21 protein-coding genes are annotated in these 21,462 nt (G+C 40.0%); 4 read left to right on the top strand and 17 right to left on the bottom strand.

Annotation, left to right across the window (positions count from 1 at the left end; genetic code table 11):
* Positions 1–9 precede the first annotated feature (9 nt).
* From MMB69_RS11060 to MMB69_RS11030, 7 genes are all read right to left on the bottom strand, one after another.
* Positions 10–606 carry a TerD family protein gene (locus MMB69_RS11060; RefSeq protein ID WP_034651381.1) on the bottom strand — a complete coding sequence of 199 codons (597 nt, stop codon included), beginning with the start codon at positions 604–606 and terminating at the stop codon, positions 10–12.
* Between the two features lie 286 nt (positions 607–892).
* A complete protein-coding gene (locus MMB69_RS11055) occupies positions 893–4,531 on the bottom strand; it encodes a multifunctional 2',3'-cyclic-nucleotide 2'-phosphodiesterase/3'-nucleotidase/5'-nucleotidase (protein WP_277447729.1) in 3,639 nt (1,212 codons plus the stop codon).
* Positions 4,532–5,156: 625 nt separating this feature from the next.
* Positions 5,157–5,603: a DUF6376 family protein gene (locus MMB69_RS11050; protein ID WP_028408237.1), complete on the bottom strand. Its 447-nt coding sequence runs from the start codon at positions 5,601–5,603 to the stop codon at positions 5,157–5,159.
* 395 nt (positions 5,604–5,998) lie between these two features.
* Complete coding sequence (locus tag MMB69_RS11045) at positions 5,999–6,979, bottom strand: ABC transporter permease (RefSeq protein ID WP_277447728.1); 981 nt, start codon at positions 6,977–6,979, stop codon at positions 5,999–6,001.
* Positions 6,972–7,883, bottom strand: a complete 912-nt coding sequence (locus MMB69_RS11040) for an ABC transporter ATP-binding protein (protein ID WP_098333044.1) — start codon at positions 7,881–7,883, stop codon at positions 6,972–6,974. The genes MMB69_RS11045 and MMB69_RS11040 overlap by 8 nt, the downstream gene beginning before the upstream one ends.
* Before the next feature lie 13 nt (positions 7,884–7,896).
* Complete coding sequence (locus MMB69_RS11035; protein WP_221784957.1) at positions 7,897–8,691, bottom strand: SGNH/GDSL hydrolase family protein; 795 nt, start codon at positions 8,689–8,691, stop codon at positions 7,897–7,899.
* A 23-nt stretch (positions 8,692–8,714) separates the two neighbouring features.
* Complete coding sequence (locus MMB69_RS11030) at positions 8,715–9,593, bottom strand: NAD(P)-dependent oxidoreductase (protein ID WP_277447727.1); 879 nt, start codon at positions 9,591–9,593, stop codon at positions 8,715–8,717.
* Positions 9,594–9,941: 348 nt separating this feature from the next.
* Between MMB69_RS11030 and MMB69_RS11025 the strand changes: the two genes are divergently transcribed.
* The gene (locus tag MMB69_RS11025) at positions 9,942–10,142 is read left to right on the top strand and encodes a cold-shock protein (RefSeq protein ID WP_013057405.1); all 201 of its coding nucleotides are present in this window, start codon (positions 9,942–9,944) and stop codon (positions 10,140–10,142) included.
* 204 nt (positions 10,143–10,346) lie between these two features.
* On the opposite strand, the gene pdxR is transcribed toward MMB69_RS11025, so the two are convergent.
* The 3 genes from pdxR to MMB69_RS11010 form a co-directional block, all read right to left on the bottom strand.
* Positions 10,347–11,780: a MocR-like pyridoxine biosynthesis transcription factor PdxR gene (pdxR, locus tag MMB69_RS11020; RefSeq protein ID WP_277447725.1), complete on the bottom strand. Its 1,434-nt coding sequence runs from the start codon at positions 11,778–11,780 to the stop codon at positions 10,347–10,349.
* Positions 11,781–11,966: 186 nt separating this feature from the next.
* A complete protein-coding gene (locus MMB69_RS11015) occupies positions 11,967–12,209 on the bottom strand; it encodes a hypothetical protein (RefSeq protein ID WP_257042364.1) in 243 nt (80 codons plus the stop codon).
* A 142-nt stretch (positions 12,210–12,351) separates the two neighbouring features.
* A complete protein-coding gene (locus tag MMB69_RS11010) occupies positions 12,352–14,052 on the bottom strand; it encodes a pyruvate oxidase (RefSeq protein WP_048019148.1) in 1,701 nt (566 codons plus the stop codon).
* Between the two features lie 282 nt (positions 14,053–14,334).
* Between MMB69_RS11010 and MMB69_RS11005 the strand changes: the two genes are divergently transcribed.
* The gene (locus MMB69_RS11005) at positions 14,335–14,535 is read left to right on the top strand and encodes a cold-shock protein (RefSeq protein WP_013057408.1); all 201 of its coding nucleotides are present in this window, start codon (positions 14,335–14,337) and stop codon (positions 14,533–14,535) included.
* A 196-nt stretch (positions 14,536–14,731) separates the two neighbouring features.
* Here MMB69_RS11005 and yjcZ read toward each other — a convergent pair whose 3' ends face one another.
* Positions 14,732–14,869: a sporulation protein YjcZ gene (gene yjcZ / locus MMB69_RS11000; RefSeq protein ID WP_013057409.1), complete on the bottom strand. Its 138-nt coding sequence runs from the start codon at positions 14,867–14,869 to the stop codon at positions 14,732–14,734.
* Positions 14,870–15,135: 266 nt separating this feature from the next.
* Here yjcZ and MMB69_RS10995 point away from each other — a divergent pair, with 266 nt between their 5' ends.
* Positions 15,136–15,372, top strand: coding sequence for a hypothetical protein (locus tag MMB69_RS10995; RefSeq protein ID WP_014459745.1), 237 nt, complete (start codon positions 15,136–15,138; stop codon positions 15,370–15,372).
* 29 nt (positions 15,373–15,401) lie between these two features.
* Here the strand turns inward: MMB69_RS10995 and MMB69_RS10990 are convergent, their stop codons facing one another.
* Together MMB69_RS10990 and MMB69_RS10985 are read right to left on the bottom strand one after the other, a co-directional pair.
* Positions 15,402–15,674: a hypothetical protein gene (locus MMB69_RS10990; RefSeq protein ID WP_043983023.1), complete on the bottom strand. Its 273-nt coding sequence runs from the start codon at positions 15,672–15,674 to the stop codon at positions 15,402–15,404.
* A gap of 142 nt (positions 15,675–15,816) precedes the next feature.
* Positions 15,817–16,014: a hypothetical protein gene (locus MMB69_RS10985; RefSeq protein ID WP_013057412.1), complete on the bottom strand. Its 198-nt coding sequence runs from the start codon at positions 16,012–16,014 to the stop codon at positions 15,817–15,819.
* A gap of 307 nt (positions 16,015–16,321) precedes the next feature.
* Between MMB69_RS10985 and MMB69_RS10980 the strand changes: the two genes are divergently transcribed.
* A complete protein-coding gene (locus tag MMB69_RS10980) occupies positions 16,322–17,104 on the top strand; it encodes an SDR family oxidoreductase (protein WP_025751605.1) in 783 nt (260 codons plus the stop codon).
* 22 nt (positions 17,105–17,126) lie between these two features.
* Here MMB69_RS10980 and MMB69_RS10975 read toward each other — a convergent pair whose 3' ends face one another.
* The 4 genes from MMB69_RS10975 to MMB69_RS10960 all read right to left on the bottom strand — a co-directional run bounded on the left by MMB69_RS10975 (position 17,127) and on the right by MMB69_RS10960 (position 21,375).
* Complete coding sequence (locus tag MMB69_RS10975) at positions 17,127–17,897, bottom strand: SDR family oxidoreductase (RefSeq protein ID WP_221784954.1); 771 nt, start codon at positions 17,895–17,897, stop codon at positions 17,127–17,129.
* A 104-nt stretch (positions 17,898–18,001) separates the two neighbouring features.
* A complete protein-coding gene (locus MMB69_RS10970) occupies positions 18,002–18,964 on the bottom strand; it encodes a quinone oxidoreductase family protein (protein WP_264407695.1) in 963 nt (320 codons plus the stop codon).
* Positions 18,965–19,083: 119 nt separating this feature from the next.
* Entirely contained in the window at positions 19,084–20,598 is a 1,515-nt protein-coding gene (locus MMB69_RS10965; RefSeq protein ID WP_277447722.1) for an acetyl-CoA hydrolase/transferase family protein, read from the bottom strand.
* Between the two features lie 132 nt (positions 20,599–20,730).
* Entirely contained in the window at positions 20,731–21,375 is a 645-nt protein-coding gene (locus MMB69_RS10960) for a LytTR family DNA-binding domain-containing protein (RefSeq protein ID WP_221784951.1), read from the bottom strand.
* Positions 21,376–21,462: the final 87 nt, after the last annotated feature.

The raw sequence follows: 21,462 nt of genomic DNA, 5'->3' as shown, positions 1-21,462 counted from the left end.
TCAAGTTGTTTATTTTGTATATTTATTTGCAATTTCTCCTAATCCAGTATCTCTCGTTGCATCTCCAGTTGCTGAAAACTTCCATTCATTCCCGTCTCGGTAAATTTCACCTGCAAATAGAGCGGTTGCTCCTGAATGATCTTCAGATAGATTAAAGTAGACAAGCTCTTCGTTTTTAGCGCTGTCTACAACGCGAATAAACGCATTTTTAATCATACCGAAATCTTGGTTTCGCTCAACACACTGATAGATGTTGACCACAAACACAAGTTTATGTACGTTTCCAGGAACCTTTTTTAAATCAACAAAAATTTGTTCATCGTCTCCTTCACCTGCTCCGGTAAGGTTATCGCCTGAATGCTTAACGCTCCCGCAGTTACTGTGACGATTTCCAAAATACACAACAGCTGAGTTACTTACAAGCTTATCGTTTGAATTTAGCATAAGAACAGATGCATCACAGTCGATACTTGGTCCGTTTCCTCCGAAGCCAAAAAAGCTGCGTTTTTTTACAGGATCCCATCCTAATCCAACTGTAATAGAAGATAGGCCTTCTCTTCCTTTTGTTAAATCAATTTTTTGACCTTTTTGTAGATTAATAGCCACTTTTATTTACTCCTTTACTGTAACGAACATATTCTATTTCAGGTTCTATATAGCTCTATATCATAGCTCAGATAAATGAAAAAATAGTGAAATTTTCATACCACTTTTAACGTTTACGTAAATCTTCTTTCCAAGGAAAGAATACCACAATCTGGTGATTGTTTCAAAAATTAAGGGGTCTGTTGTGACATAAATTAATTGATTTAAAGTTTGAAAGTGAAGATAATCTACTAAAAAAGACTGTCTCTAAACTGGAAATCCGAGTTATGAGACAGTCTTTTTTGGCTTATTGAGCTATTTTCAAAGCAGGTTCTTGCTGTTCAGCTGTTTTAGCATCTGCCACGTTTCGAATACGGCCTTCAGCTTTGTATTCAAACGGGCTCTCAAGTGTTTTAATATAGTTTACCGTTGCTTGTAAATCTTCTGGTCCCACTTCCATATCTGAAGAAAGTGCGCCAATACCATATTTTTCATTTCCGTACATATAGTTATTCACTACTACCGTGTATTCTTTTTCTTTGTCAATTTTACTTCCATCTGGAAGCGTGATATCGACTACTTTATTAGTACTACTGTCCCACGTATAGTTAAAGCCTGCAACATGAAAGTCGAGTCCGGATGAGGTAATTTGGTTATTCAGCACCGTTTCTAAATCCGCTCCGCTTAGCTTTACTTTATTTAAGACGTTGCCAAACGGCTGAATCGCAAATAAATCGCCGTATGTCACGTCACCTGCATCAAGCTGTGAACGAACGCCTCCGCCATTCATTAACGCAAAGTCAGCGTTCATTTCTGCTTTCATACCGTCAGCAATTAAGTTTCCAAGCGCGATATCGCCTGTTGGCCCGCTAGACGGATAGCCTTTTGCTAAATCAGTAGATGACTTCCCAACCACTTCTGCTTTAATAGGTGCCGCTAAGTCTTCATATTTTTGCATAATCTTTGAAACTTCAGGATCTGGCGTATAGTCTTTTTGATATACAGTCACAATTTTTGCATCTTTTTTCACAATGTCACCCGTATTATCAATTTCAACATCTACATCAGAAAACGCTGAACCGTATGAATAAGCTTGAACAATTAGTTTGTTATCTACTACTTTGTTATTGTATACGTGATTGTGAGCTGAAAAGATCACGTCAACTTCATCGTCAACTTTTTTAGCGATATCTGCTGCATCAAACTCGGTAGAAGTTCCATTTTGATTAGATGGATTATGAGCAAGTACCACAATGGCTTTAATACCTTGCTTTTTCAACTCTGCCGTATATTTATCAATCGCTTTTGCTTCGTCCGTAATTTCTAAGTTTTCATTTCCTTTACGAACGATCATGCTTGGCGTTTCTTGTGTTACAACGCCGATGAAGCCGATTTTTTTACCGCCTACTTCTTTTATTGCATAAGGTTCTGTAATTAATTTATTAGTTGACCTATCATAAGCATTTGCCGCTATCACCGGAAAATTCATGCCGTCGTATCCTTCTGTTCCTTTTGGATGATCTCCACCTTCAATCATACGGTGAAGCTCAGCAATACCTTCATCAAACTCATGATTTCCAAGCGTCCCTACATCAAATCCAAGCGATTCCATCACTTCGACCGTTGGCTCGTCTTGAAACAGCGCTGAAACTAACGGGCTTCCGCCAATCATATCTCCAGCATGAACTAAAAGCGTATTTGGATTTTCAGCTTCTTGTTTACGAATAGCCGCTGCTGTATATTTCATATTTCCAGCTAACAGCGTTTGGCCATTTGACTTAATTTGTGTATCTGTATCGAGCTGACCGTGCAGGTCGTTCATGCCCAACAGCTGAATCTTCGTATTATCTTTTGATTCGCCGTTTAAATTAATTTTGTAAATGCCGAATCCTTTGTCGTCCGTTTTATTTGTATACGTAATGTTGCTTCCTTCAGTTAAATAGCTTTCTCCGCGCGGTGAGCTTGTGAACGTCACGTTAGCCGTTCCGTTAATTGGTGCAATGGACCAGTTATCGTCAGCTGTAGGCGTAATTTCTTTTTGTTCGGTGATGTAGTCCATTAGAATTTGACGGTTTTCATCCGCTGAATCAACTACAAGCTCGCTTCCTTTTAGACCAGGGAAGTTTCCGCCTCCGCCAGCTCGGTAGTTATTTGTCACAACGATAAACTCTTGATTCGGGTCAACTGGTTTACCGTTATACGTTAAGTTAACAACTCGGCTTGAATCTGCGTGAATCACGTTTCCATTCACATCGTATTTTGCTGGTTTTGTCACGTCGATTTGGTATTGAACGCCGTCAATGACGTCAAAATTATAAACAGGGAAGCTTGGGTTTAATAATTCCTGCTCTTCTGTTTTGTTCGGTGTAATTTGATTAAACTTACCCGCAGACATATCAATCCAGTCTTTTACAACAGAACCTTTTACTTTAACCGCTTTTAACGTGTTGTCATATAGATACAGGTCGCCAGCGCTTCGGATCGTTAAATCCCCTTTTTTAATTTCCGTATATTCATCAACGCCGTTTCTTCCTGCTTTAAAAGGTGCTCCCACTGATAAAATCGGCAGGTCTTTATATTCCGGCTTGTTTTGAGAAACATATTTTTCTACGTAATCTTTTTGTGCGTTTGTTACCACTTGAATAGATGGATCATCTTGCACAAGAGAAAAATAGCTGTGAATATCATCCGTCGTTTTACCAATTGGTGTGTTCACATATTTAACCGTTGCATCGTGATCTTTTTGAACCGCTTTAACAACACCTTTATCCGGTTCTACCGTACTTTGCGTAACCGTTTTTCCTGACGCGTCTTTTACGTCTTTATACGTTTCACGCGTGGACGATTGAGAGCTTACTACTTTCCACTTTCCTTTTTCTTCTTTTAACGTTAGGTCAATTAAGCCAAGTGACCCTCCGCCGTAACCTGCTTGAACAGCCGGAACGCCGTTGATTGTTCCTTTTGCATTATCAACGCCAGGAAGAGGTTTTTTATCTGTTCCGAGGAACAAACCGTCTAGCGAAGCTTCCGTTTTAGCAGGGAAGACTTTATGGGTGTGTGAAAACGTAATAGCATCAATGCCTTTTACTTCACTTAATGAGTAAATGACATCTTCCGTGTTTTGCTTGTTGCTGCTAAACCCAGAGTGAGCCATCGCGACAACTACGTCCGCACCTTTTTTCTTCATTTCTGGAATGTACTTATTGGCTGTTTCTACAATGCCTTTTGTAATGACTTTTCCATCAAGGTTTGCTTTATCCCAATCGTTAATTTGAGGAGGCACAAAGCCAATGAAACCAACTTTAATCGTTCGTTTCTTACCGTTTTCATCAACGACTTTTTTATTCATAATTTTATACGGCGTAAATTTATTTTTGTCATTTTTCGGGTTGTTGTCATGATCATCAACGTAAACATTGGCATTTATGTAAGGAAAGTTCGCGTCGTTATACGCTTCTGTTAAGAAGTCTAATCCATAGTTGAACTCATGATTTCCAAGTGTTGCAATATCATAATCCAGCTGATTCATTGCTTTAAATACAGGATGAACTTCGCCTTTTTTCAGCGGGTCAATCTTAGCTTTATACGTGCCTAGAGGAGTTCCTTGAATGAGGTCTCCGTTATCTACTAATAAGCTGTTTTTTACTTCTTTTCGAGCATTTTTGATTAAAGTAGCGGTTTTAGCTAAACCTACTTTTTCATAAGGGGCGTCTTTGAAATAATCATAGTTTAATAGATTCGTATGAACATCGGTTGTTTCCATCAGGCGTATGTTCACAAGCGCATCTTTTTTATTGTGGCCTTGATGCTTGCTTTGCTGTGAGCTTTGTCCAGGGTGACGTTCTTCCGCTCCTGCCTGTGTAGTTAAAAGAGGCATTGATAATAGAGAAAGTGCCAGTGATGTGGATAGGATTTTTTTCGTTTTACTACTTTTGTTCTTTTTCATCTACCATTCACCTTTCAAGTAAGTTATCATCGCTATAAATCTAGCAACTGTTCAAAAATAGTATAGCAGAAAAGATTTATAAAGGATGTAAATTTTTTGATTTTTTAGTAAACGATTTGTATGCGTTTTATTAACTTTTTGTAAACCGAAAAAATTTTTTTACTTTCTCTCTTTAAAACAAAGGACTATAGTTTTTATTAATTGGATGAACCCTCCTTTTTAAATGAGTCTTATTACCTAATACATCAACGTTCCCACGCCCTCTTTTAATTCAAAAAAAATTTATTTCAAGCGGTGTGTATATATGTACTATACATAGGATATGAAAAGCAGACATTAAGTTTGTCACAGCTTCTAACAAAATTTCGTAGATATAAAAAAGAAAGAGAAGGTTTTTGCCTTCTAATAAATAGATATATTTATATAATTTTACATTTATAACGAAAAAAATGAGGTTGAGTCATAAGAGATAACTACATCAATCCAAGCTAAAGCATCTATACACATGAAACCTACGTTCACCCTACAAATAAAAAATCCGAACGAAGTTGATTCTCCATCAAGAATCTTGATTCATCGTTCGGATGTTCTTTAGTTAACATACTTTTTTCTCAGCCGCGTTTTCTTACTGACCTAATTCTTTAATTTGTTTCATAATACTTGATACATCTTGAATTGATTGAAACAATTCACTGTTTTTTAGCGCTTCTGGATTGAAGCTGCCATCCTTTATATTGGCTTCATACGCTTCAATTCCACTAATGATTTTTTCGTTTTGTTGAACAAGCTGATCGTGCACATCAGAAGCGATGTCAGGAGCTTTTGTTTGATTAAATTCTTCAGCTTTTCCTTTCATTTCCTGCAGCTTTTGCTCTAGCTTTTTTATTGCCTCATCGTCATTAACAGCCTTTTCCGCTAGAGGCGGTATTTCTTCAGCAAACTTTTGTGCTTCACTCACGTAATCTTTTGCATCGTTTGCGTAGTTCAGCGTACTGCTTGTATCTTCAAGAAAAGAACAGCCGCCGACCATAAAAAGAACAGCAGTTGATATGACTAGCATCCACTTTTTCACTTAGCACTCAACCCTTCTTATTTTTTTCTGCTATCTTCTTTTCGATTTTCGTTTTTTTAACTCTTTCATAATAATGGGTACAGCTTTTTTTATTCCTTTTTTTACAGCGGGGCTTTTTAACAGTCTCGATAGTTTTGACATTTTTAAGCTCCTCTCTCATTTTGAACTAACAAAAAACACCTTTACCACATGTGGTAAAGGTGTTTGTATCCAGACCTTTACCAATGGCAACATTGGCAAAGGTCTCGCTAACAATTTGCATTGTCAATAAAGCCGGAGATAATAATCTCGAAATGACGACTTTACTGCAAGAGCTACTCCCCTTTGAGCAAAACAGCATTTTTTGTTAACACAATCATAACGCACGTTCCTAATTATCGTCAACTTATACGGAATTAGTACACGTCTTTTTTGGTAAATACCAGAAAAGACACGAGCAGCCCGGCAAGTCCCCAAATGGTTAAAACACCCAAGGAAAACCCTAATGTCATTCCTTCAATTGGAGGAGCTGTGCCTTGCAGATAAGAAGTTAAATTTAAATTGACCATAAACAAGTACTTAGCTGAATTCCACGAAGAAACCATGCTGCTTAAAATCGTACCTGCAATCAAACAAGCAAGCATCACACCCATACCCGCAGCTGTACTTTTAATTAAAACGGACAGCATAAAAGCAAGCGTTCCAACCACCAGGGATACAAACCAAGCAAGGCCAAACTCCATTAAAATATATCTCCACTGCGAAATTAAATGAACGTCCGCTGTATTCAAATCATTGCCCTGCACGCTAAATCCCGTAAGAATAGGCGCTGTCCAGCCTTTAAATCCAAATACAACGCCAGAAATGAGATACGACAAAACGCCAAACATTAAAATTAAAAACGAGACGGACATGACGAGCGTGATGTATTTACTAAGCAGAATTTTCCACCGTTTCACAGGCCTCGTCAACAGTACCTTGATGGATCCCAAGCTGTATTCTGAAGACACTAAATCCGCTGCAATAATCATAATCATTAGCGGCAGCAAAAGCTGAATGGCGTTTTCAATGAACCCTCGCACAAACGTTGGTGCCCCTGGTTCCGAAGGATTGATATCATTATCTAAATAATACTGCTGCTGCGCCACGCGAATTTCAAGCTGCTTGCGCCAATCATCTGAAATTTGGCTTCCGCTCAGCCGGTTTTGCGTATCGATAATTTCTTGCTGCAGCGTACTGCGCCAATCGGTCGTTCCTAGCTTTTCTTGAAGGCGCTGTGTTTCGCGAAGCTGAGCATAGGTAAACATGGAAATCAAAACTCCCATGATAAGCGTAACGATTAACAGGCGCTTTTTTCGAACGAGCTTGATCATTTCATTTTGAACCAAACTAATCAATCGATTCGCCTCCTGTCATTTCGATAAATAAATCTTCAAGAGTTGGAAGCTTTCGATTCATTTCTTTTACCGTTACTCCTGCTGCAATGAGCTGTTTGTTCCACTCTCCCACTTCAGCTTCTTCATAAAACGTCGTGACGTACTCCCCCTGCACTTGCACAAAGTCCGTCACTTGTTTTAAAACGTCTATTCCTGCAGGCTGCGGATCTAGCTTCCACAGTAAACGCTCTTGCTGAGTTAACAGGGTCTTCACCGATTCTGTGTGAATAACTTCTCCTTTTGCGATAATCGCTACTCGATCACACATTAGCTGAATCTCGCTCAGTAAATGACTCGATACTAAGACGCTTAGACCTTCACTTTCAGCTAAAAAGCGAATAAATTTACGCATATCCCGAATCCCAGAAGGGTCTAGTCCGTTTGTTGGCTCATCTAAAATAAGCACTTTTGGTTTTCCGAGAAGCGCTTGCGCAATTCCTAAACGCTGCCTCATACCTAACGAATACGTGCGAACTAAATCGTGGATACGCTCTTGCAAGCCAACTAATTCCACCACTTCATGAATGCGTTCTTCTGTCATAGAAGGAATCATGCGTGAAAAGTGCTGCAGATTTTCCCAGCCGCTTAAGTATGGATACAGCTCAGGATTTTCAACAATACAGCCGATATGCTCCATCGCTTTTGTAAACTGCTTCGATACGCTGTATCCACAAATATAAATGGAACCAGCGGTCGGGCGAATTAAGCCGACAAGCATTCGAATCGTTGTCGTTTTACCGGCTCCATTGGGTCCTAAAAAGCCGAACACTTCGCCTCTTTTTAGTTCAAAATCAATATTTTTGATAATTTCTCGTTTTCCTATTACTTTTTTCAGTCCTTTTACTGAAAGCGTTACTTCACTCATATCATTCCCTCCCTTACCACGTAATAAGCGATGCTACACGCTCTGCAATCAGCTTGTAGCCTTTTGCATTAGGATGAAACTTATCAGTATATAAGTAGTCATCTACCTTTAGCTGAAACAAATCAAAGGTCGGAACAAAAACAGTTTGCTTATAATTAGCACTTAATTCACTGCTTTTGTAATTCCATTCTCGTACAATAGCCGTTGTCGTTTTTGCATCTTGCAGGTTGCTAAACGGATTGTATAAACCAATTAAAAAAATTGTTGCGTCTTTATTTGCCGACCGGATGCTTTTTAAAATGCTGTCTACGTTTTTTAAATAGTCATTTTCTAGCTTTTGAATATTGTTTTTATTTAAGTTCTGCAGCGTTTGTCCGCCTTGAAATAAGTCATTTCCTCCAATGGTAATCAACACGGTATCTGCAGACTTAATCTGCCGCTGAATTTCCTGCTGCTTTACTTGACTTGCCAGCTGCGAAGACGTTTGACCTTTTATTCCAAAGTTACTTAAGAGAATTTTCTTCTTCGTTTTTTCTTCAAGATTATCTTTTAAATATCCAACGTATCCTTTTCCCGCTGCATCTCCTGTTCCTCTTGTCAGTGAATCTCCTAAAGCGACAATCGTATAATTCTTTGTACTTTTGTTACTGCTGCTTGTTTCTTGCTTTGGCTTTGGCATTTCTTTTACAGTAGCTTTTGAGGCGCTAACATAATCATAAATAGACATTCCAAGCCCTGCTGCAAACAGCAGACACGAAATAATCGAAATCAAGGATACAATCCATACCCACTTTCCTTTCGCTTTCACTGGCTGCACTCCTTTTCGTCTTTTTAGTTACCTTTTTTTAGAGCTTCAACTGTTTTTAGTAAAGCGGACCAGTCTAAATGACCCCAGCCATTTTCAATTCCTTGTTCATAATGACCTTTCACAAGCTCTCCTAACGGAAGCGGAGCGGACACTTTTTTGGCTGCATCAATAGCCAAGTTTACATCTTTTAGTCCAAGCTCCAGCTTAAATCCAGCTGGATCAAAGGCTCTTTTAGCAATTAAATTGCCGTAATTTTTATACACAGGAGATGCAAATAAGCTATTAACCACTTCAAGAAACTCTTCCGCTTGCATGCCATACTGTTCTACCATGACTACTGCTTCAGAAACAGCTTCTAACATCGATACTAATAAAAAATTATTGCCAAGCTTAGCTACATTTGATAAGTAAGGCTCGTCTCCTACAGTGAAAATAGTTTGACCAATCGCTTCAAACAGCGGCCAAGCGTGCTCTCTTGCTTCTTTATTACCTGCAACTATTACTTTGAGAGCTGCAGCTGCTGCTGCGTCGGGGCGACCTAAAACAGTCGCTGCAACAAAATGCTGTCCTGATGCAGCATGTGCGCTTGTTAATTTTTCGGATAAATCTACGCTAATAGTACTCACAGAGACGTGAATACCACCTTCTTGAAGGCCTGCAAGTACACCGGCTTCTGAAAGCGTTACTTCTTCTAAAGCCTCGTCATTTGAAAGAATCGTAAAGACAAGATTCGCTTCTTGTGCTGCTTGAGCAGGTGTCTCCACAACCTTTGCTCCTTTTTTCACAAGACTTTCCGCCTTCGAAGCAGTGCGGTTATAAATAACAAGCTCATGACCCGCCTCTATCATATTTTCCGCCATCGGTAATCCCATATTCCCTAAACCAATTAAACCCACCTTCATCTTTACCACTCCATTTCAGCACTCAGTATGTACGTTTCTTATGCTTGTCGTCTATCTTTAGAAAAAGCATATTTTCATTATTATATAACTACAGTAAAAGCGAATACAAAGAATAGCCTTTCTATAATGTTCAAAATGTGACATTTTTTAGACATGATTTATAAAAAACTTGTCTAAAAAATACGAATGGTTTTTAAATAAAGCGCTTGCAAACATAGGAAATTTCTGCTAAGATGTAAGAGAATTATTTTTGTTCGGTGGGGATGTATGAGTATTGTCACTTTTCGTCTTTAGATTTGAGCAAGAATAGTACCACAATGTGCGAGTCCGCACGAGGAGGCAACAATTATGGAACAAGGTAAAGTAAAATGGTTTAACGCAGAAAAAGGTTTTGGATTCATCGAGCGCGAAGGTGGAGACGATGTATTCGTACACTTCTCAGCAATCCAAAGCGAAGGCTTCAAATCTTTAGACGAAGGTCAAGCTGTAACATTTGACGTAGAACAAGGTCAACGCGGACCTCAAGCTGCTAACGTTCAAAAAGCATAAGAAACACAACATATTAGAAACAGATCCTTTAAAGGATCTGTTTTTTTGTGTACAAACATAAAAAAGCCCTGTTTTTCAACAGGGCCAGTCGGTACAAATACAGAAGTAAAGTTAATGGTACTCTTAGTATAGCACAAGATCATAACAATCTATACGAAATAATAAAATAAAACTTTTATCCGGCACGTTTACTTATGTTTATAGCTATTCCAGACTCTCTAGGGCGCTCGCAAATCGTTTAATTCCTTCTCGAATGACCTCTTCTTTCCCTCTGCCAAACGTAAAGCGAATAGCTCCGCTTTGAGAACTCAGCACGCTTCCTGGGACAAAAGCCACTCCTCTTTTAAGCGATTCTTCCAATAGACGATAGTCATCGACCGGCTGATTCACTTTGCACCATAAGTGAATCCCGCCTTGAGGCGAATCGAAAGATACTTTCGATCCGAGCAATTCGTTCAGACTCGACGACAGGGCATACTCTTGCTTTTTGAGCTCTTGTCTAAGCTTTTCAATATGAGAAGAAAACGTAGGAGAATCTAAGAATTGATAAGCAATCCACTGCGGAAAGATGCTGTGGCCAAAGTCAATTTGCTGCTTAGCGTCTGCCAGGCGCTGAATCACTTGCTCTGGCCCTACTATCCAGCCAATTCGAAGGCCCGATGCCACAATTTTAGAAAGCGAGCTGATATAGAGGACATTTCCGTTCTCGTCCATCGATTTCAGCGTTTGATGTACATTTCCGTCAAATGCCGTGAGTGAATAAGGATCATCTTCAATAAGCGGAATGCCGTATTCTGAAGAAAGCTCTAAAAACCGCTTTCGACGCGCTTCTGATAACACAATACCGGTCGGGTTTTGATAATACGGATTTAAAAAAACCATACGAATGCGATGCTTTTTATGTAATTCTACTAAGTCGTCCGGATTGGCTCCATTTTTATCTACAGGCAGCAAAAACGTTCGTAAACCTGCTGATTGAAAAAGCGGCAGTGAATAGCTATAGGACGGATCTTCAATCGCTACTGCATCTCCTGGTTTTAACAAACACTGCACAATCAAATGAAGTGCTTGCTGTGCACCTGATGTAATTAAAATGGAATTAGCATCGGTGGAGATTTTCCGGTACTCATGAACATGAGCAGCAATAGCGTCACGCAGACGTTCATTGCCGTGAGGATGATCATAGCCTAAATGCTCATTAAACGGCATGCCCGCTAATATTCGCTGAAAATCTTCACTTGGAAATAAGCTAGGAGCTAATTCTCCGCTGGCTAAGTTTACAAAATCTGTTCGCAAAGCTTCGCTTCTTATTCGCTGTACGAGCGGTAAATTAGGCAAAAATGAACCGTCTTCTACATATCTCCCCCAGTTTGGAATACGTTTACGGGAAATTCCCCAGATGCTCGAACTAACTCGCGTGCCGCTTCCTTTTTTACGTTCTACGATTCCAAGTGCCTGCAGTTCTTCATAAGCAGCTACTACCGTGCTTCTGTTCACGTTTAGCTCAGCAGCAAGCGTTCGTTCTGATGGCAGCATAGAATCCGGCGGAAACGCTCCCGATGAAATACAGCTTTCAATATATTCTGCAATTTGTTTATAAATCGCTTTTTTGCTAGCGCGATCTGGTTTCCAGTTCATGCGGCGTCAGTCCTTACATTTAAACTTTCTTATTAGTAGTTTATCCTTTATCTCTCTTATCTTAAAGAAGTTTTATAAAAAAAGACCATCCAATTCGGTATTTTTTTGCTCATCCACTTTATCAAAAATTATAATAGTAGCTATTTTTCATTTTTAGGTATTTTAGTTTACATAATAATTTTATAGTTAATCATATCGAATGAATTTCACCATGAAAAAGAGATTGAGACATAACCACACCAGTCCAATCTGAAGACGAACAAATGGGATACATGAGCTCATATGGGTTGCTTGGTACACCGCATTTGATTTCCGTGCAAGACTTCGCTTTCCGCGGGCGGCCGGTGAGCCTCCTCGTCGCATACGCTCCTGCGGGGTCTCACCTATTCCGCTTTTCCCGCAGGAGTCTTCGCCTTGCTCTCCAATCAACTGCTAGAAGCAACGAAATACATGAAAACTACATTCACCATGCCAATAAAAAAAACCCAAACGAAGTTGATTCTCCATCAAGAATCTCGATTCATCGTTCGGATCTTTCTTCAACTAAACTACTTTCGTCACAGCCTATTTTTTATAAAGGAGGTAAATCTAGCTTGCCTTCTTGAAACAATTCTTTCACCATGTGCTTGGCATACCCTGTTGCTTGCCCAAGCGTTATTTTTGCTGGCATAGGCGCTTCGTTTGCATCAACGATTACATCGATAATACACGGTTTATTCTGTCTAACTGCACTTTCAAAAGCCGGCAACAGCTCGTCTTCCTTTTCTACTCGGTAGCCAACACCTCCGCAGATATCTGCATACCTAGCAAAATTCGGGTTTGTTAAATCTGTCCCAAATTCAGCATTTCCCATTACTTCTTGTTCAAATTTAATCATGCCGATTTTATGATTATTAAATAGCACTACGACTAGCGGAAGATTGTATTTAACAGCTGTAATAAAGTCAGCCATTGTCATCGCAAAGCCGCCGTCTCCACACACCGCAAACACCTGCTTCTCGGGATAAGCAATTTTTCCAGCAATTCCGCCCGGCAGCCCGCATCCGAGAGTGGCTAACCAGCTTGAAATCACAAACTGCTGATTTGTCATCCGAAAATGACGCGCCATCCATACTGTGACGTTTCCTACATCTACAGACAAGACCGCGTTATCATCCGCTACGTGCTGAAGCGCTCGAATCACTCGCTGAGGCTTGATAGGTACACTTTCTTTGGCTTCTTGGGTATCAAGCTGATTCCACCACTTTTTCATACGTTCTTGACTTTGCTCTAAAAACTGGCGATGCTCTGAGCGGCCAACGTTTTCTAAAAACCACTGAACCGTTGCTTTCGCTTCTCCTGCAAGCCCTGCATCTACAGGATATCTTTTGCCAATTTGTGCAGGATCAATATCAATATGAATCGTTTTCGCATGGTCTGGCAAAAATCCTGTAAACGGATAAGATGTCCCAATCATGATGAGCGTATCCGCTTCTTGCATCGCTTCATACGCTGGCTTTGTCCCGATTAATCCAAGTCCTCCGAGACAATATGGATGTTCATCCGGTATTGCGCCTTTTCCAGGAAGCGTAAGAACAATCGGTGCTGCGATTTTTTCTGCAAATGCAAGCAGCTCTTCTCTCATTTCATGTGTGCCTCGACCGGCTAGGATAACCGGACTTTCCGCTTTACCAATCAAATCTTTTGCTTTTTCAAGATCTTCTCTATGGGGGAAAATGTCTTGCTTGACAATGATGCTTGATGTTTCTCGTGCTTCTGATCCAACTTCGAAACGAGGAATATCATCGGGAATGGTTAGCACAGCCACACCTTTTTTAGCATACGCTGTTCGAATCGCTTGATTAACAACAGTCGGAAGCTGCTCAGCGGACATGACTCGCTGGTTATATACAGCCACATCATCGAACATTCTCTCTAAATTAATTTCTTGAAACGCATCGCTGCCGATGAGATCTGATTCTACTTGCCCCGTAAGTGCTAAAACGGGCGCTTTGTCTAATTTGGCATCATATAAGCCATTTAGTAAATGAATTGCTCCCGGTCCGGCAATAGCCGTACATACACCGATTTTACCCGTTAGCTTCGCATATGCAGCTGCTGCGAGAGCTCCCGCTTCTTCATGCCTTACTTGAATAAATTTAATTTTATCCTGGGCTTTGCGAAGCGGTTCAATAATTGAATTAATGGAGTCTCCTGGCATGCCGTAAATATGATCAACGCCCCATTCAATTAGCAGTTCAATCAGTTTTTCTCCAGCTTTTTGTTTAAACATATGACTACCCCTTTCTTCTTATATATAGAGATAGTGTGACCTGATACGCTCTTTCTTACTTATTTTCAGCCGTATAATTTTCGTTTTCTTTCGTTAAAGGAAGACAACATCTTCGTTAAATTTTCTTCATTCCTTGCAATTATCATTATCTTTTGCTATTCTATAAGAAGAATTATTTTTGTTCGGCAACAATCGATAGGTGAATACTTTCGTCTTAAAGATTTTGATCATGAGCAAGGATAGTAATACAATGTGTGCATAGCACACGAGGAGGCAACATTCATGGAAAAAGGTACAGTAAAATGGTTTAACGCAGAAAAAGGTTTCGGATTTATCGAGCGCGAAAACGGCGACGATGTATTCGTACATTTCTCAGCAATCCAAAGCGAAGGATTCAAATCTTTAGACGAAGGTCAAGCTGTAACATTCGACGTTGAAGAAGGTCAACGCGGACCTCAAGCTGCTAACGTTCAAAAAGCATAAGTAGTAAAAAGACTCTGATTTCAGTCAGAGTCTTTTTTTTATGTAGAGCTACGCATAAATTTTTTTAACATGTAGTTTGTACACGTTATTATAAATAGTAAACTAAAAGAGTCTCTTCATTCCGAAGAGACCTTTTGTGGAAGAAATAGTTGAAGAAATAAAGTGTGGATGTTGCATCGTCCTCATTTTTTAATAATTAGCACCAGCCGCCGCCGAAGCAAGAAGCGCCGATGATGATTAATAAGATGAAAAGTACAATGATTAAAGCGAAACCGCCGCCGCAGCCACCGCCGCCATAACCACAACCGTATCCGTAACCTCCGTAGTATCCCATGTGTTTCACCTCCATTTGCTATACTTTAAGATATGTGGATTTGGTTAAATTGCTCCTAATAATTCCATAGAACTTTTGAAAATGTTTGTCATACACTAAAATACTGAGCTTCTCAAACAAGTTCCACAAAGTGATAAAATATCTGATTTTATAGGCATTTACTCCTCTTTTCTTTATCTTTTAAAAATGTAATCGCTCCCTTTTTCATGAATGTACACCGTGCTGAATACCTTTAGTTATGTACACTCACACGGGAGGGATTTAATATGTTAACACTCGAAATTTCAAAGCAAATCGTTAAAAACGTCTATCCTATTGTCTTATCGAATCGCAGTAAAATCTTTCAAGAGGAAGTGAGCGTCGCCGCTTTGCAAGACTACTTTGGTCTTGATCATGCCTTTAGCGTGTATGCAGCTGCCACCATTATTTATCAGCTAGAAGCTGACGGGTATGTATCCAAACCTCTGAAGCGCAGCGAATACAAGCGAATTTTGCTCAAATAAAAACAAGCATCCCCGCAAGGATGCTTGTCTTATTTATAGCTATACCTGTCGAATAACTGCTCGACTCTTTTGTGGTAATCGGCAAGGTAGTCAGAAAGCTCAGTTTTACTCAATTTATTTGCTTGTTCCTCAAATAGTGACAGCAGCGAAATTTTAATCATTGCCATTTCCGTTTCCGAGCGATTTTCATTTCGCAAATCTTTTCTTAAATTCCACAGGCTTTGCTCCATTTCATGCTTTAATTGTTCTAGTGAGTGTGGTTCTTCAAATCCGGCACGAATGTCTTTTTTAAATCCACTCATCTTATCACTCCTCGCATTTGCACCTGCTAGATAGTATCTAATGTATACTATACCATAAATAACTATACGAGGCTTAAGCATACCTTTTAAGCAATTGGTCACAAAATAAAAAACATCTCTTTGGATGTCTTTACGTTACCTTTTATCTTACTTCGTCTTCTTCACCTTTTACATATTTAAAAAATGAATCAATCATTTCGTTTAAAAAATCATTGCGATCTTCAAAATTCATAATTTCTAAAAATTCCACAATATCCTTATCTAAGCTAATAGAAGCGGGAACATAAGCAGCCGCTTCCCTTCTTTGCGGGAATGGAATCACATTATTTTTCTTCTTCATAAAACACCGTCCTTTTTCTGTGCTTTACTAGTGTAAGCTTTCAAGGAACGATTTGCAAGTCCCTCTGATGTAAAATTTTATATAAACATTCTTCTGAAAAGACAGGGTATATCTTTAGCTACTCAAGTAAGCCCATTTGACATTAGCTTTTTCATGTTCTGGCGTCATATTAATAATTCGCCGCTGTTTTCTCTTTTCCTTTTGGCATCTTTTAGCAAATTTAAATACAAATATTTTAAAAGAGGTTTTTATTTCCTCCGTATAGGTTAAAGAAAGGAAACAACATTTTTATATGGAGGGGTTCCAAATGATTGCATTAACTGGAAAAGTTGCGCTCGTGACGGGAGCGGCGTCTGGAATTGGACGCGCTTCAGCCATTACATTAGCTGAACAAGGAGCGCGCGTGGCTCTTTTAGATTTAGACGAAGAAAAATTACAAGAAGTAAAAGAGACCATCATGTCGAGCGGCGGAGAGTGTATAGCCATTAAAACAGACGTCTCTGACTCTGAAAGTATAAAAGAGAGTATCGAAACGATTAGCAGCTTATGGAGTCAATTACATATTGTTTCTATTAACGCAGGCATCAACGGTACGTTCTCTTCTATTGAAGAACTATCACCAGAAGATTGGACAAAAACGATTGATACAAATTTAACAAGTACTTTTTTAACTGTGAAGCATTCTATTCCTTATTTGAAAGCTCAGGGAGGAAGCATTATTATTACTAGCTCGATTAACGGCAACCGTACATTTTCAAATATCGGCATGAGCGCATACAGTTCCTCAAAGGCTGGCCAAATGGCTTTCGGCAAAATGGCAGCTCTTGAACTTTCTACATACGGAATACGGGTAAACGTCATTTGTCCGGGAGCAGTTGATACAAATATTGAAAGCAATACATTCCGTCAAGAAGACAAATTAAAAGAAGTGGCGATTCCAATTGAATATCCAAATGGCAATCAGCCGCTTGCTAAACGCTCGGCTAAGCCCGAAGAAGTAGCAGACTTAATTTTCTTTTTAGCTTCTGACGCGTCCAAACATATTACCGGAAGTGAAATGTTTATTGACGGCGGAGAATCGCTGCTGTAACGTACAAGCCCCTGCACCAACGTCAGGGGCTTGTTTTTTTACTTTTATGAACAACATCTACTCCACCCGAAGCGGATATAATGCTGCCTGTAATCATATCTGAGTTTTCATCGCAAAGAAACTCAATAATACGCGCAATGTCTTCTCCCGTACCTGATCGGCCCACAGGCGTTTCCTTGTCTTCTAGTAATCTTGCTTTTATAATATCACTTTCTTTCATGTCCCCTACAATATCTCCGGGACAGACCATATTGGCCGTAATCCCGTATTCGGCTACTTCTAGAGCAAGCGATTTGGTCAGAGAAGCTAGCCCTGACTTAGCGGCACTAAAAGCCGCGCGGTACATCCATCCAGGGGTGTGCTCTACATCTTGAAAACCGTATGTAATAATCCGTCCAAACTGCTGCTTTTTCATAATAGGAACAACCGCTTTTACAAAGTGAAAAACGGAGCTTAAATTCCCTTCCAGCATTTCATACCATTCACTGTCTGTGTACTCTATTAATTTTTTTCTTTCAAATACATACGGACCTGCATTATTAATTAAAACATCAATACGTCCAAATCGCTCCATAGCCTGCGCAACGACGTGTTCAATATCTGCTTTGTTTGTTATATCTCCTTCTAAAAACTGTACGTTATCACTATATTGATGCCATTCTTCCTGCAGTTCTCGCACTTTATTTTTATCACTGCGAAAATGGACGGTAACGGAATACTGCTTTTTTAAAAACTGTTCTGTTACCTTCTTGCCAATACCTTTATGACCCGCTGTAATCAATGCATGTTTCATCTACCTTCACCTCTTTCACTCTACTTATCTACTATATATATTAGACAGCTCCTTAGTTTCTCCTTTACTAACAGAAAAAAGCCCTTCACTAAAGGGCCTTTCTTTTACGGTCTTAACAAAATTTTCCCTGTACTTTTCCGGCTTTCAAGCAGCTCATGTGCTTTTGCTCCGTCTTTTAAATCAAACACCACGGGATCGGTTAGCACAAGCTGACCTTTACTGATCCACTCAAACAGCTGCTGTGAACGTACTTTACGTTCTTCATATGACACAAGCACGTTCCATAAGTCTCCGCCTGTAAGCGTTTTAGAGGTGTCCATCAGCATACGCGGGTCGACCGGGGCCGGATCGCCTCCTGCCATTCCGTAAAATACCACGGTTCCCCCTGTTTTTACGGCTTCAAAGCTTTTTTCTAGCGTAACTCCTACAGATTCGTAGGCAACATCTGCGCCTCGCTTCGTTACTTCTTTCACTTGTTCCACCCAGTTATCTTCGTATAAAAAGACATAGTCAGCGCCTGCTTGAGCCGCTGCTTTTGCTTTTTCAGAAGATGACGTTAAGCCAATGACTTGTCCGCCTAATAGCTTGGCAATTTGAACTAAAAGCTGACCTACGCCTCCAGCAGCTGCGTGAACAAGTACATAATCGCCGGGCTGAATGCTGTAGCTGTCTTGTGTTAAATAGTGAGCCGTTAACCCTTGCAAAAGCACAGAAGCAGCTGCATCAAACGAAATATCGTCAGGTACAGCAATTATTTTATCTTGTAGCACGGCAACAAGCTCTGCATTTGCAAAAGGAACGTCAGCAAAAGCAATGCGGTCTCCTACGTTAACGTGACTTACTTCTGCTCCTACTTCTTCTACCACACCTGCTCCTTCATATCCTAAAATATACGGAGGTGTACCCGTTAAGTGATAGTTCCCTTTTCTTCGGTACACATCGGCAAAATTAAGTCCAATTGCTTTTGTTCTTACTAGTACATCTGTTGGTCCAATAGAGGGGTTCGGTATATCTTGATAGTGAAGAACGTCAGGTCCTCCAAATCTTTCAAATACTAATGCTTTCATAGATAAGTTACCTCGTTTTCTTTATGTATTCCCTTTCATCGTAATTCAACGAGATAACAAACACAAGTTTCTTACTCAGTGGAAAAACGCCTTGTCTCCTCATGAGACAAAGCGTTTTTTTAATTTGTTTGTGCTACGGTTTCTCTCATCGTTCCATTTTTTTGATAAGACGTATGAAAAGAAAAGGCTTTTTCAAGAACGTGCGGTGTTTGGCCGCCTCGCGTGAGCGCTTCTTCGTAATACGCCATAAGCTGGTCGCGGTACATTGGATGTGCACAATTTTCAATAATGCGCTTTGCCCGTTCTCTTGGAGCAAGTCCGCGTAAGTCTGCATATCCTTGCTCTGTTACAATTACATCCACATCGTGTTCCGTATGATCAACGTGTGAAACAAACGGCACTACGCTTGAAATATCACCGTTTTTAGCGATGGATTTTGTTACAAAAATACCAAGGCGCGCGTTTCGGGCAAAATCCCCTGAACCTCCGATTCCGTTCATCATTTTTGTTCCCATCACATGCGTTGAATTAACGTTTCCGTAAATATCTAGTTCTAGCGCGGTATTAATTGAAATCAGCCCTAAACGACGAATGATTTCGGGATGGTTTGAAATTTCCTGCGGACGAAGAATGAGTTTATCTCGATAGGTTTCAAAATTAGAGAAAACTTGTTCCATTTTATCCGCTGAAAGCGTAATCGAGCAGCAGGAAGCAAACGTAACTTTTCCTGCGTCAAATAAATCAAACACGGCGTCCTGCAATACTTCGGAATATACTTCTAAATCATGAAACTCCGAATCTAACAAACCGTGGAAAACGGCATTTGCCACAGATCCAATTCCAGATTGTAAAGGAGCAAGCGATTCAGTTAATCGTCCTTCTTTAATTTCTTGGCGTAAAAATGAAATCAAATTTTGAGCCATTACAACCGTTTCTTCGTCAGGTGCTACAATCGTAGACGGTGAATCTAGCTGATTTGTAAACACAATACCTTTTACTTTATCTAAATCAATTGGTATGCCTAACGAACCAATCCGGTCATCAGATTTTTTCAAAGGAATTGCATCCCGCTGTCCTTGAGCGCCTGGATCATACAAATCGTGAATGCCTTCTAACAGCTCTGGCTGCGCTGTGTTAATTTCAATAATAATCGATTTTGCATGCTCGGCAAACACCATCGAATTGCCAATGGACGTTGTTGGAATCATCATTCCGTCATCCGTGATAGAAACCGCTTCCAAAATAGCGAAATCTATTGAATCTAACACGCCTGAACGCACCCATTCAGAAGTATGCGATAAATGCTGGTCAATAAACTGAAATTCACCTTCATTAATTTTTTTACGCATCGTCGGGTCCGCTTGAAACGGCAGGCGTTTATTTAACATGCCTTTTTCTGCAAATAGCTTATCCACATCTGACCCAAGTGAAGCACCGGTATACACGCTTACTTTTATCGGTTCTGTTTCCGCTCGTTTCGCTAGCGCAAACGGTACAGCTTTGACATCCCCCGCGCGTGTAAAACCGCTTAGACCAAGAGTCATTCCATCTTGAATCCAAGACGCTGCTTCTTCAGCAGAGACAACGCGATTCTGTAGTGCTTCATGTTTAATTCGACTGCAAACGTTCTCCATTCTGTTCACTCCTTGTTTTTGCTCTTTTTTACCATTTTACTGTAAAGCAAGCGTCTACAAGAGTTTTTGGAATGAAATGGACAAAAATAGCGATAAAACAGCATATTTGATGATAATTAAGCAAAATGACGGTTAAAACCCAAGGAGTTTTCGAAAATAGCTGGCGTACGACTGACTGACCGGAATTTTTTCTCCGCTGCTCATTACTAGTAAAAAAGTTGAATGTGTATCAGGATAAATTTCTTGAATTTGCGTCACATTGACGATAAAGGAACGATGACAGCGCACAAACTCTTCTTTTGGAAGCACATAGTCAAATTCATTTAACGTGTATTTATGCGTACCCGTATACTTCTGTGCGTACACATAGGTTTTTCGGTCACGCGCTTCTACGTAGATAATTTTTGAGAAAGGAACCGGTATCCATCCCTCGTTCACCTTTAACGTCACAACTGATTTTCCGCTCGTTAACGCGGGAAAAATCGCCGTCACGCATCCTTGAACCTCTCCTTCGTCTAAGAAAGGCACGGCCATGCCGTAGTAAGGCGTGCCAAACACGTCTCGGTGAATAAATTCCGATACTTTTTGCTTTCGCTCTAATGCTTTATATGTAATCGTTCCTTTTTTAATGTGATCTCCAGGGCTGATTTTTAAATTGATTCGTTTACTTGCGCGGTAATACACGTACATTTCTAGATCTGACACGGCAATCGACGCTTCATCAGAGAACAATTCGCTGATAACGTCTAATAATGCTGAAGCTTTAAATGGTTTCATCTTTTCACCTTCTTTTGTCTAGTCAAACACGCTGCTTCTTTATTGTAGCGCAAAAGCAAAAGCGAGTGGGAAAGAAGCATGGAATTT

This window comes from Priestia sp. P5 (genome assembly GCF_029522155.1).
GTDB lineage: Bacteria > Bacillota > Bacilli > Bacillales > Bacillaceae_H > Priestia > Priestia megaterium_E.
The sequence above is the reverse complement of the archived record's forward strand: the minus strand, read 5'-3'. Positions and strand labels throughout refer to the sequence as shown.